This window comes from Bacillus sp. JJ1773 (genome assembly GCF_036962035.1).
GTDB lineage: Bacteria > Bacillota > Bacilli > Bacillales > Cytobacillaceae > Cytobacillus.
The window spans coordinates 25696-37706 of the sequence record NZ_JBALNX010000071.1 but is presented as its reverse complement, the minus strand read 5'-3'; the positions used below and the strand labels follow the sequence as shown (position 1 = coordinate 37706).

General features: G+C 39.6%; 11 protein-coding genes. 4 read left to right on the top strand and 7 right to left on the bottom strand.

What is annotated here, in order from left to right:
• Positions 1 to 296: 296 nt before the first annotated feature.
• The 6 genes from V7127_RS20065 to V7127_RS20040 form a co-directional block, all read right to left on the bottom strand.
• On the bottom strand, positions 297 to 1202 hold the full coding sequence (locus V7127_RS20065) for a hydroxymethylglutaryl-CoA lyase (protein WP_335488984.1): 906 nt from the start codon (positions 1200 to 1202) through the stop codon (positions 297 to 299).
• A 95-nt stretch (positions 1203 to 1297) separates the two neighbouring features.
• Positions 1298 to 1510, bottom strand: a complete 213-nt coding sequence (locus V7127_RS20060; RefSeq protein ID WP_335488981.1) for an acetyl-CoA carboxylase biotin carboxyl carrier protein subunit — start codon at positions 1508 to 1510, stop codon at positions 1298 to 1300.
• 13 nt (positions 1511 to 1523) lie between these two features.
• Complete coding sequence (locus V7127_RS20055; RefSeq protein WP_335488977.1) at positions 1524 to 2882, bottom strand: acetyl-CoA carboxylase biotin carboxylase subunit; 1359 nt, start codon at positions 2880 to 2882, stop codon at positions 1524 to 1526.
• An 82-nt stretch (positions 2883 to 2964) separates the two neighbouring features.
• Positions 2965 to 4602 (bottom strand): AMP-binding protein, encoded by a 1638-nt coding sequence (locus tag V7127_RS20050; protein WP_335488974.1) that lies wholly within the window; start codon positions 4600 to 4602, stop codon positions 2965 to 2967.
• A gap of 18 nt (positions 4603 to 4620) precedes the next feature.
• Positions 4621 to 5763 (bottom strand): acyl-CoA dehydrogenase, encoded by a 1143-nt coding sequence (locus tag V7127_RS20045; protein ID WP_335488971.1) that lies wholly within the window; start codon positions 5761 to 5763, stop codon positions 4621 to 4623.
• Between the two features lie 153 nt (positions 5764 to 5916).
• Positions 5917 to 6555, bottom strand: coding sequence for a TetR/AcrR family transcriptional regulator (locus tag V7127_RS20040; protein ID WP_335488969.1), 639 nt, complete (start codon positions 6553 to 6555; stop codon positions 5917 to 5919).
• Between the two features lie 363 nt (positions 6556 to 6918).
• Here V7127_RS20040 and V7127_RS20035 point away from each other — a divergent pair, with 363 nt between their 5' ends.
• The 4 genes from V7127_RS20035 to V7127_RS20020 all read left to right on the top strand — a co-directional run bounded on the left by V7127_RS20035 (position 6919) and on the right by V7127_RS20020 (position 10889).
• On the top strand, positions 6919 to 8121 hold the full coding sequence (locus V7127_RS20035) for an MFS transporter (protein WP_335488966.1): 1203 nt from the start codon (positions 6919 to 6921) through the stop codon (positions 8119 to 8121).
• A gap of 456 nt (positions 8122 to 8577) precedes the next feature.
• Positions 8578 to 9246 carry a hypothetical protein gene (locus V7127_RS20030; protein WP_335353897.1) on the top strand — a complete coding sequence of 223 codons (669 nt, stop codon included), beginning with the start codon at positions 8578 to 8580 and terminating at the stop codon, positions 9244 to 9246.
• A 57-nt stretch (positions 9247 to 9303) separates the two neighbouring features.
• Complete coding sequence (locus tag V7127_RS20025) at positions 9304 to 9993, top strand: hypothetical protein (protein WP_335488964.1); 690 nt, start codon at positions 9304 to 9306, stop codon at positions 9991 to 9993.
• A 179-nt stretch (positions 9994 to 10172) separates the two neighbouring features.
• Positions 10173 to 10889: a 3-ketoacyl-ACP reductase gene (locus tag V7127_RS20020; protein ID WP_335353895.1), complete on the top strand. Its 717-nt coding sequence runs from the start codon at positions 10173 to 10175 to the stop codon at positions 10887 to 10889.
• 130 nt (positions 10890 to 11019) lie between these two features.
• On the opposite strand, the gene V7127_RS20015 is transcribed toward V7127_RS20020, so the two are convergent.
• On the bottom strand, positions 11020 to 11916 hold the full coding sequence (locus V7127_RS20015) for a carbohydrate kinase family protein (protein ID WP_335488960.1): 897 nt from the start codon (positions 11914 to 11916) through the stop codon (positions 11020 to 11022).
• Positions 11917 to 12011: the final 95 nt, after the last annotated feature.

Genomic DNA, 12011 nt, shown 5'->3' with positions numbered 1-12011 from the left:
CCCTTGAAAAACAAGTGTTATAAACACTTCATAGTGAGCGTTTTCACCTGGTCCCTTGAAAAACGAGCGTTATGAACACTTCATAGTGAGCGTTTTTACCTGAACCTTGAAAAACGAGCGTTATGAACACTTCATAGTGAGCGTTTTAACCTAGTCCCTTGAAAAACGAGCGTTATGAACCCCTCATAGTGCGTGTTTTAACCTAGTCCCTTGAAAAACGAGCGCTATGAACTTCCCATAGTACGCACAATTCACCTGTAATCTAGCAAAACGCTCGTCATATACACGAAGCTCTCTTATCGTCCAGCGTGATAGATATCCATCTGTCGACTTTTTAATTTTTTTCCAAGTGTACCTTCAATCAACAGGGCCGATTTTAAAAGTTGCTCAAGGTTGATCCCTGTTTCAATCCCCATTTCATGAAGCAAATACAGCAAATCCTCCGTAGCAACATTCCCTGACGCGCCTTTCGCATAAGGACATCCGCCCAATCCGCCAAGCGCACTGTCAAAAATGGTTATGCCCATTTCAAGGGATTTTACTATGTTGGCAAGTGCCGTTCCTCTTGTATCATGGAAATGCATCGCAAGCTTTCCAGAATCGAAATGCGGCATAAGCTCTTCCAAAAGGGCTTCCACCTGACTTGGTACACCAACCCCAATCGTTTCACCGAGCGAAAGCTCATCAATGCCCATTGAAAACAGTCGGTCCGCAACTTCCCTAACCTTTGATGAGGCAACAGCTCCATCATACGGACAGGCAATTACCGTAGACACATAGCCACGGACAGATTTTCCAGCTTGTTTTGCTTCCTTAACTACTTCTTCAAGAATGGGGTATGTTTCTTCTATCGACTTATTGATATTGCTTAGATTATGTCCCTCACTTGCGGACATGAAGACGCTCACTTCATCGATACCTGCTTCTAGTGCACGTTCAAGCCCTTTAAGATTAGGAACGAGGGCGGCATAAGTGACGCCCTGTTTTCTTTTAATGGTCTTAAGTACATCGTAGGCATCAGCCAGCTGAGGAATCCATTTAGGGTGAACAAATGAGCTAACCTCAATATAGGAAAGCCCCGTTTCTGAAAGCGAATTAATCCATGAGATCTTATCTTCCGTTGGAACAAGCATTTTTTCATTCTGCAGTCCATCCCGCGGTCCTACTTCTTTAATCGTGACTTTTTCTGGCAGTTTCAACATTTCACCCCCTCAATGCTTTTATGACCGTTCTTAAAGTCCACTCTAATTTCGCATAGCAACCCAGTGGACTCAATCAATCATAATCAGCTTGTACCCTACTCGGTTTCTACAAGCAAATCAGAGTCGTTTACAAATTCCCCTTCCTGGGCATGGACCTTTGTCACGATTCCATCTTCCTCAGCCGCAATCGGAATTTCCATTTTCATAGATTCGAGGATGACTACGTCCTGACCCGCCTTCACCACGTCACCTTCTTTAACTAATACCTTCCAAACATTTCCTGCCATACTTGCTTCGATTTTCGCCATTTGTCATTTCTCCTCACTTAGTTGATGTAATGAACGGTAAATAATATTCGTTTACAAATTGGGTCGTTGTGTAACCTGATAAGAATTGCTCATGAGTTACAGTTTTAAGCAGCATCGGGATATTTGTCTTAATCCCAACAATTTTATAATTTTCGAGGGCCGTCTTCATTCGTGCAGCAGCCTCATCCCTTGTTTCACCCCATGCTATCAATTTAGCAATCATCGGATCATAAAAGGGTGTCACTTGAGAACCTGCTTCAATTGCACATTCATTCCGGATTCCTTCACCGTCCGGCAGCTGGAATTCGGTTATTTTTCCAGGCGATGGGAAAAAGGTGTTTGGATCTTCTGCATAGATCCTGACCTCAATGGCATGCCCCTTCCGTATTACCTCTTCACGGGTAAAAGAAAGCGGTTGACCCGCGGCAACTTTCAGCTGTTCCTCTACAAGATCGAGGTCGGTAATTTCTTCTGTAACCGGATGCTCAACTTGCAATCTTGTATTCATTTCAAGGAAATAATAATTTTGCTCTTTATCTACTAAAAACTCAATCGTGCCTGCGTTTGAATAGCCAATATGCTCAGCTGCTAAAACAGCTGCATCCAGCATTTTCAAGCGTGTATCTTCGCTAATAAAAGGGGACGGTGCTTCTTCAACTACCTTCTGATTACGGCGTTGGATAGAGCATTCCCTCTCCCAAAGCGGTACAACATTTCCATACGTATCAGCCAGGATTTGAACTTCAATATGATGTGGCTCTGGAATATATTTTTCTAAAAACATAGCTCCGTTACCAAAAAAGGACTCTGCCCGCTTTTGATTGCCGGCGAACGCTTTAACAAGCTCCTCCTCCGAATGGACGAGCTGCATTCCGATACCACCACCGCCTGCAGATGCCTTCAGCATAAGAGGGTAACCAATTTTTTCGGCAGCCAATTTGGCTTCATCTTCGTCTGCAAGAGGGGTGTTAATGCCTTCAATGATCGGCACTCCCGCCTCCTTCATCATCTTGCGCGCTTCAATTTTGCTGCCCATTGAAGCAATAATTTCGGGTGCTGGGCCGATAAAAACTAGGCCTTCATTCTTGCATCTTGCTGCAAATGCCGCATTTTCCGACAAAAGTCCGTAGCCTGGATGAACGGCCTCTGCTCCACTTTCTTTAGCAATCCGAATTATTTCGTCCACATTTAAATAACTCTGGTTTACTTGGGGCTTGCCCACACAATAGGCTTCATCTGCGTTTCGAACGAAAAGCGAATCAGCATCAGCCTCTGAATAAATGGCAACTGTTTTAATCCCAAGCTTTTGACATGTACGAATCACCCGTAAAGCGATTTCGCCGCGGTTTGCGATCAATATTTTTGAAAACAAGAACATCACTCCTTTCGGTTGCTGGGTTAATCGTTTTTATAGATCTAACCATGCAGTAGGGACACTTACCCCTTGCACTTCGTCAAATGGTTAATTGATTAATAGAATGCTCACGAAGCTTGAACTTTTGGATTTTTCCGGAAGCAGTCATAGGGTAGTCATCCGTAAAATTGATATATTTAGGAATCTTGTGGCGTGCCACTTTGTTTTTAAAATATTCCTTGATTTCTTCAGCAGTTGCCGTTTCGCCATCCTTCAAAATCATCCAAGCCATTACTTCTTCGCCGTATTTCTCATCAGGAATCCCGATTACTTGGGCGTCAAGCACCTTCGGATGGGTATAAAGATACTCTTCGATTTCCCGAGGATAGATGTTCTCCCCACCTCGGATAATCATATCCTTCAGGCGGCCTGTAACCCGGCAATAGCCATTTTCATCCATAACAGCTAAATCACCTGTATGAAGCCAGCCATCTTCATCAATGGCCTCCCTCGTTGCATCTTCATTCCTATAATAGCCCTTCATCACATGGTAGCCCCTCGTGCAAAGCTCGCCTTGTTGATTAGCCGGCAGTTCTTTGGTCGTTTCAGGTTCCACAATTTTTACTTCTACATTCGGAAGAGCTCTGCCAATCGTTTCTACCCGCAGCTCGAACGGATCATCTGTCCGAGTCTGAGTTATGACCGAAGATGCTTCAGTTTGACCGTAGCAAATCGTAATTTCCGTCAAATTCATTTTGTCCATAACAGCTTTCATCACTTCGACTGGGCAATTGGAACCAGCCATTACCCCAGTACGAAGCGTGGAAAGGTCATATTTTGCAAAATTAGGATGATTGAGCTCAGCGATAAACATTGTCGGTACCCCGTGAAGTGCTGTGCATTTTTCTTGTTCAACTGTTCGCAACACCGTTTCAGGGTCGAATTCTTGAACAGGTACCATAGTTGCCCCAACACTGACACAGGCTAGCGTCCCGATGACACAACCGAAGCAATGGAAAAATGGAACAGGAATACAGAGTCGATCCTGGTTCGTTAACTCCATGCACTTCGCAATGTTATAACCATTATTTGTCAAGTTACTATGGGTCAGCATGACTCCTTTTGGAAAACCCGTGGTGCCGGATGTGTATTGCATATTAATAACATCATCTGGCTCCAAAGCGGCCATTCTCTCCTTTAATTCTTCATCTGTAACTTGACTAGCTAAGTCAATGATATCGGACCAGTTGTAGGCTCCATCGTACTTCTTTTCACCAAGAATAATCACGTTCTTCAATAATGGCAGTCTTTTCGACTCAAGCTTTCCAGGTTCAGATGTTTTCAGTTCTGGACACAGCTCATAAATGGTGTCGATATAAGAATTCCCTCTGTAATCTTCAATTAAAAAGAGTGTAGTACTGTCTGATTGTTTTAATAGATATTCAAGTTCTGAGGAGCGGTAGTTCGTGTTGACCGTGACTAATACAGCACCCATCTTTCCTGTGCCAAATTGCAGGCTTACCCATTCCGGGACATTTGTCGACCAAACAGCAACGTTTTCTCCCTTTTGAATACCAAGTGCCATTAAGCCCTTTGCTACCTGCTCACATACAGCATTGAATTCATAGTATGAGTAGCGGAGGCCCCGATCAGGATATACAAGGGCATCATGGTCTGGCATTTCCTTAGCTCGGTCTGATAAAAGCTGTCCTACACTTTTTCGGATCAATTCGGTCATTTTATTTCCTCCTGCCTATTAACATCCTAAATGGCGTGCAATGACCAAACGCTGGATTTCGGACGTGCCTTCCCCGATTTCCATTAATTTGATGTCGCGCAAATGGCGTTCAACATCATATTCTTTCATATAGCCATAGCCGCCATGAATCTGGATTGCCTGGTTGCAGACGCGGAAACCAGCTTCTGATGCGTAAAGCTTAGCAAAGGCGGATTCCTTTCCAAATGGTTTACCTTGATCCTTTAGCCATGCTGATTTGTAAACCATATTACGGGCCAATTCAATCTCCATCGCCATATCCGCCAATTTAAACTGGATCGCCTGGAAGTTAGAAATGGATTTCCCGAACTGCTGCCTTTCTTTTGAATATTGAAGGGCTTTCTCATAGGCAGCCTGCGCAATGCCGACAGAAAGGGCTGCGATCGAAATCCTTCCTCCATCTAACGTATATAAAAATTGGCTGAAGCCCTTTTTCTCATCGCCAAGCAAGTTCTCCCTCGGAACTCGCACATTTTCAAGAACAATTTCACATGTATTGGAGCCGCGGACACCCATTTTGTCATAATTACAGGAAATCCTTACGCCCGGTGCATCAGTTGGCACAATAATCGCAGAGACAATATTGCGGCCATTGTCTTTTTTACCCGTGACAGCGGTTACAATAACTTGCCTAGAGTAGCCAGCATTCGTAATCCAGCATTTTTCTCCATTAATGACCCACTCGTCACCATCAAGCACGGCTTTTGTTCTTGTTCCGCCTGCATCGGATCCAGCATTCGGTTCCGTCAAACCAAAGGCACCCATCGTTTCACCTTTCGCCATCGGCACAAGCCATTCCTGCTTTTGTTCCTCAGTTCCGAAATAATATATTGGGCTTGCCCCGAGGCTAGTGTTTGCAGCATAGCTTAATCCAGTGCCGCCACATGCTCTCCCAATTTCCTCCACTGCGATGATATAAGAGATCGTATCCCCGCCAGCACCGCCATACTTTTCAGGAAAAGGAATGCCCAGTAAACCAAGCTCTCCCAGCTTTTTAAAAATTTCATAGCGCATTTGTGAAGTTTCATCCACTTCTTTTGCGTATGGCTTTATTTCTTTCTCTGCAAAATCCCTTACCATTTCCTTAAGCATTTGCTGTTCATTCGTTAATTCGAAATTCACGTTTTTTCCTCCTCTTTTTAAAGACCGACCAGTTGGTCTGTATAGAGTATAGGTAATGCTTCGAATTGGGATCATGTTGTGCGGGTCTTTGTTATGGCTGTTCCAATTGAAAATACCGACTAGTCGGTCTGTCCTTTGTTTTTTAATAGCCAGCTAGAATGATATAGGCTGACTTTTAAGTAAATATGTTTTGACTGCATCATCCTTCATACCCTTTTCCGTTAAAAGTGAATGAAGAATTAAGTCATTAAATACAAGTGCAATTTCATCTATTGATAGTGGACCTTCTTTACTAAACCATTTGTATGTCCAGTTGATCATACCAATGATCGACATCGTAGAGATTTCAGCCGGTACTTCTGAGCGAAAATCGCCACTTTTTTGCCCTTCTTTTATGACATGTACGATTAATTTCCGGTACTCATCACGCTTTTCATTAATTTCCTGATAAAAATCTCCAACTAAATAGGTGCTTTCCTGGTAAAAAACAGTAATATGAGGTTTGTATAAATCAAATACTTTTGTAAAAGACTGAATGATGGCGCATAAACGAGAAACAGGTGTATCAAAATTATCATATGCTTCTCTGGCTTTATCGAGAACATAGGAGATAAATATATCATGGATGTGATAAAGCAATTCATCTTTCGATTTAAAATTGTGGTAAAACCCTCCCTTAGACGTCCCGCACTCATCAACAATTTGGCCAACCGTCACTCCATGGTAGCCATGCTTTTCAAACAAAACGAGTGCAGTCTCAACAATCCTTTCCTTGAGTGGCAGCTTCTTCATATACATCATCCTTTGAAAAAATAGTAACATAGCAGATTAGAAGTATCAATTGAAATTTCAGAAAAGATGATAATATTCAGAAAAGAACAACATGGAGTCGGACAATTAAAGTCGCTGTAAAGGTGGATTATTTTTTTGGTTATATGACAGAATGGCTACGATAATTCCGTTTTATGGAATTTTAGAGCGCCTTTTCCTTATAGACATTATGCAGCCTGTACCTAGATTTTCTTTGATTGAAAACAACTCTAAATAATTTTAAATAATAAGTAAAAAATAAACTTGTCATGTTTTAAAAAGGAATTTTTACTAATAAATTACCACTATTTTTAGAAATAGCCTTGAAAGGCGGTCTTAAATACCATGGGTAAAAGAAAAGTTAAACTTTGGACTAACCAATATGTAATTATTATTTTATTGTCTTTAGTAATGTTTTGTGCTTTTTATATGATTACAGCAGGTTTCCCAATTTTTGTATCAACAATTAGTGATAACCCTGCGATTGCGGGAATCATGACCACGACCTTAATGTTGGCATCACTCATTACGCGCTTCTTTGCAAGTGTCATAATCCAAAAAGTGAATATGAAATTGCTCCTCATTATTTCTCTCCTTTATTTTTTGGGTACAATCGGTCTTACTTTTGTAAACCAATCAATCGGATTTTTAATATTCATTCGAGCACTACAAGGTATTGGATTTAGTATGCTTACGATTTTAGTCTTTACAATATCAAGTAATATTGTTCCTAAATCTCGGTTAGGTGAGGGCATTGTTTTTTTCGCAATGTCTACAAGCGTTGGGACGACAATTGGGCCACTAATCGCAATTTCCTATCTTGCAAATTATTCATTTAAGTCGATGATGATGATAACTCTCGGACTTATGTTTTTTTCACTTGTGTGCAGTTTTTTCACAAAGAATTCGACGGTTAAAAAAGAAAAGGAAAGTCCACAGGCGACAAATAATGAACCTTTTTATAAGTACATGTTTGATAAGCGTGTCCTTCTTCCATGTATTTTGGTATCGTTGAATTATATTACTATTGCAGGAACAGTTAACTTTATGGGGGCGTTTGGTAAAGAGATCCATGTTGGCGGAAGGATTTCACAGTTTTTTATCGCACAGGGGATTGCGATGGTCATCTTTCGGGCATTCTCTGGTAAAATTTTTGATAAATTCGGTCACAGAATCCTTATTATTCCAGCCGCCATTTCAGGAGCTATAGGTTTGATTCTTTTAGGCTTTTCTACTAGTATGGTGATGGTTTTGATTTCAGGGGCATTATTCGGAATCGCTTTTGCCATTATCCATCCAATTATCCAAGCTTGGGCATTAACTCTTGTTCCACCCGAGAAAAAGGCAACAGCCAATTCTATGCTTCTTATTTTTATTGATTTTGGTTTGGCCATTGGATCAGTTGGTCTCGGGTTCTTAGCAAAAAGTGTTGGGTACGGTATGACTTTTAGTTATTCTGCAGCATTTATGATTATTATTTTGTTATTGTATCTAATTGGGAGCAAGAAAACGGTAACATTAGAAGCTAAAAGAGATAAATCATCCTGAACTTTACATACGAACGGAAAAACCATAAAAATCTGGGGCTGTACCATTGTCAACATTGACTTTTGGGACAGCCCTTACTTGATTCACGCTATCCGCTAATTGAACACACTGCTGTTTTTAACTAGGTGAGTGTAACTACAAAAATTGTAAAGAATGAGCAGATACTTTCAGCCTTATTGGGCCATATATTTGTTCCCCATACAGTTATGCATTTGTCTGCTCTTCCCATCTACTTCTGCCCTCACTATACCCCCTAAAGGGAAACTTCTTTCACTATTCGTTAGGAAGTTTATAAAGGTAACGCCCTTCATTAAATGGTGCGAAGGAATTAATTTTCTTCTTTAGCTCCAGGTTAATAATACCTATTTTCCCCATTCACTTTAGTAAAAGAATACAAGCAATAACGTAAACTCGTCCATATAATAAATTACTTTTGTTGAAAGGAGATGGCTATGATTGTCCAAATTACAAAACTGTCCTTCATGTGGTAAAAATCACTGTTTTTGTTCTAGTAGCAAGCTGAATGAAAACAAGTTTACGAATAGGAATGTGTTTAATCCTACGGTTAATGTAAAAGTCGAAATTGACGTAGAAAAACATAAAAATGACCGAAAAAAATGTGAGTGTTCAGCCAGAGTGAACACTCAGCAGGAAACACTGACATTTCTTGCAAGTATTTGCCCTAATTGCACTCTTCATGGAAGTACTGTTTCGGTTGTAGAAGTTGGAATGGCTTTTAACTCATCAAAAGTTAACAAGCCACAATGTATTTCTGAAAATCAAGGAACTATATTGAATGCCACAGGGGTTGGAACACTTATTATTGATCAATCAATCTCTCAGGCAAGTTTTACCCTTAATCTATTAGAATCTTTAGTAGGCAACGATTTTCTTATTTTCACTGCAAATGGTGGTTTAGATCAAAATGGAAATATTAATATTTTTGCAGCTGTTTTACAAGTGCCAGATAAAGAGCTAATGATCACATTATGCAAAGACTGTCCTACGACTTCCCAAAGGCATGTCAAACCTTCAAAATTAGACAGCATTTCAATGGATATAAAAAATGGAAAGATTGTAATGATGAAAAATGGTGAATTAGAAGTTAAAGAGCTTGAAGGCTAATACTTTTAGTACCTTCATCTTATCTGTCTTACTTTGTAAGAAAGGAGATGCTTTTCATTGTCTAAATCAAGAATTTGCCCGCATTGTGGCAAAGATCCATGTAATTGTACGAATAATAAACAGAATGAAAACAAATTTTTCAATAGGAATGTATTTCACCCAACTTTAAAAGTAGATGTGGATGTTCCTCTCGAAAAACGTAATCGAATCAAAAAAAAATGTGAGTGTTCAAGCAAAGTAAATATACAGGATACTTTTCTTTTCAATGCAAATATTTGTCCTAAATGCAGAATACATGATAGTACGGTTTCATTCGCTTTTGGAAATATAACATTCAACTCAACAACAGTTGTACTGCCTCAATGTATGACAACCGACAATGGTGCAAAATTGATTACTGCAGGGAATGGAACACTTGCTGCTTTTTCCGAAGAATTTCAAATCATTATCCAAGGAACTTTCACACTTGCTCTAGAGAAAAATATCGTTTTTAACGATATGTTATTGGACTTAATATCATTAACGGTAATTGGATTTGATCAAAATGGAAATACGGTATTTCTTTTACTTCTTATCTTACTAGTTCCAAATGAAGACTTTATTATCTCTTTATGTGATCATTGTCCACCGTATTCCCCTAAAATGAATAACCAAACTTCAAATATTAATAATCATCATAAGCAAATAAGTAAAGGAAAAATCATCATGATGAAAAATGGCCAAATTGTTATAGATACAAGATTATAATGAAGCTTTTACTTGTATTAAAATAACGGGCAAAATATCCACCTGAGCCCTTCTATCTAAAGGGTGGATTTTTTTGTTAAATATACCCTTTACGCTATAATAAATTGATGGGCTAGCATTAATTAAAATTATTTACTTTAGTAACATCGATGCCCTAAATTTTTTAAAGGAGCGATCATATGAATTCACTAAGCGGAAAAACTGCCCTTATTACTGGCGCTGGCAGAGGGATTGGCCGTGCTACTGCAATTGCATTAGCAAAAGAAGGTGTCAATATCGGATTAATTGGATTAAACATGTCAAATCTTGAAAAGGTCAGTGCGGAATTGAATCAATATGATGTGAAGGTTTCAGGGGCAGCAGCCAACGTTTCAGAACTTGAATCGGTTCAACACGCGGTTGACCACATTAAGTCCGATTTAGGACCGATCGATATACTTATCAATAACGCGGGAGTAGCAAAGTTTGGCGGTTTTCTTGATTTAACACCTGAGGAATGGGAAAACATTGTACGCGTTAATTTAATGGGTGTATATAATGTGACAAGAGCGATATTACCGGACATGATTGACAGGAAATCTGGTGATATCGTAAATATTGCTTCAACTGCCGGCCTAAAAGGAGCACCTGTTACTAGCGCATATAGCGCATCAAAATTTGCGGTGTTAGGGCTAACTGAGTCGTTAATGCTAGAGGTTCGAAAGCATAACATTCGTGTAACAGCATTAACACCTAGCACTGTTGCCACTGACTTGGCCATTGAAAACAAGCTGATTCAGGAAAATGCAGACAATGTCATGCAGCCAGAAGATCTCGCAGAACTCATTGTTGCTGGCTTAAAGCTACATCCGCGAGTTTTTGTGAAAACAGCAGGGTTATGGGCGACTAATCCATGATGATTACATAAAAGGCATAAATTTTTATAAAAATAATCCACCTGACCTCAAAAATCCAGGTGGATTATTTATTATTGTCATTTGATTGAAATCGGAACAGTTCACTTTTCTTCAAAACCACGGAATGCTACTATAAAGCACCAATCCTTGTGGTCGCATTTGCACCAGCCTGATTTGCAAAATGAATAAACTCTTCCATTTGTACATCCGTGACAGGTCTGCCTTTTTCATGAAAACAAAATAATAACGCCGCTAGGAAAGCATCACCCGCACCAGTTGTATCAATTGCCTTTACTTCCAATCCTTTCACACATAGCTCTTTACCCTCATAGTAAACACATGCCCCAGCTGAACCTTTTGAAATAAAAAGATAAGGAATATTAAATTTACTAATCTTTTTAATCGCTTCATCCATTACTTTCGTTTCTGTTAAAAATAGCAGTTCTTCTTCCGTCATCTTAACTAAATCGGCTCGATTCAGGAATGAACAAATGGTTTTCCTGCATTCTTCTTCGCTTCCCCATCGTTTTTGGCGGATGTTTACATCAAATGCTACTAATAAATTTGTTTCCTTTGCATACTCTAATGCCTTTTCTGTAGTCTTCCTAGCTGTTTCATGAAAAAGCGTCCCCGACCCAAAATAAAAGATTTTTCCTGTTTCAAACAGCTCTTTCGCTAATTCATTTTCCGTCAGCCATTCGTCAGGTGTTGGATTCACGTATGAATGAAACACTCTATCACCGTTCCTATCCTGCTGAACATACACTAAACAAACTTTCTTTGTATAAGAACGCACAGAATAATCGAGACAAACCTCCTCTTTTTTAAATGCCTTCTCAACGAATACACTTGTTTCATCCACACCTAATTTACAAAGATAATTGGATTTTACACCTAATCTTTTCACGCCTACAGCTAAATTAACCGTTGCCCCACCGAGAAACGGCTGAAAATTTTTATTCGTTTTATCTTGAGAAATCATATCTACTATGACCTCTCCTAATGAAACAATTCCATTTTTATACATTTTTGTTACTCCTTGAGGAATATTGATTTCATGTCTTTTTTCACCAACAATGGTTGTGTAAGTACATCATTTATGAAAAAAGACTGAACATGCCA

Coding starts and splice junctions, on each gene's coding strand:
- V7127_RS20065 (WP_335488984.1), bottom strand. CDS start 1,202: ATGTTGAAACTGCCAGAAAAAGTCACGATTAAAGAAGTAGGACCGCGG.
- V7127_RS20060 (WP_335488981.1), bottom strand. CDS start 1,510: ATGGCGAAAATCGAAGCAAGTATGGCAGGAAATGTTTGGAAGGTATTA.
- V7127_RS20050 (WP_335488974.1), bottom strand. CDS start 4,602: ATGACCGAATTGATCCGAAAAAGTGTAGGACAGCTTTTATCAGACCGA.
- V7127_RS20040 (WP_335488969.1), bottom strand. CDS start 6,555: ATGAAGAAGCTGCCACTCAAGGAAAGGATTGTTGAGACTGCACTCGTT.
- V7127_RS20035 (WP_335488966.1), top strand. CDS start 6,919: ATGGGTAAAAGAAAAGTTAAACTTTGGACTAACCAATATGTAATTATT.
- V7127_RS20020 (WP_335353895.1), top strand. CDS start 10,173: ATGAATTCACTAAGCGGAAAAACTGCCCTTATTACTGGCGCTGGCAGA.
- V7127_RS20015 (WP_335488960.1), bottom strand. CDS start 11,916: ATGTATAAAAATGGAATTGTTTCATTAGGAGAGGTCATAGTAGATATG.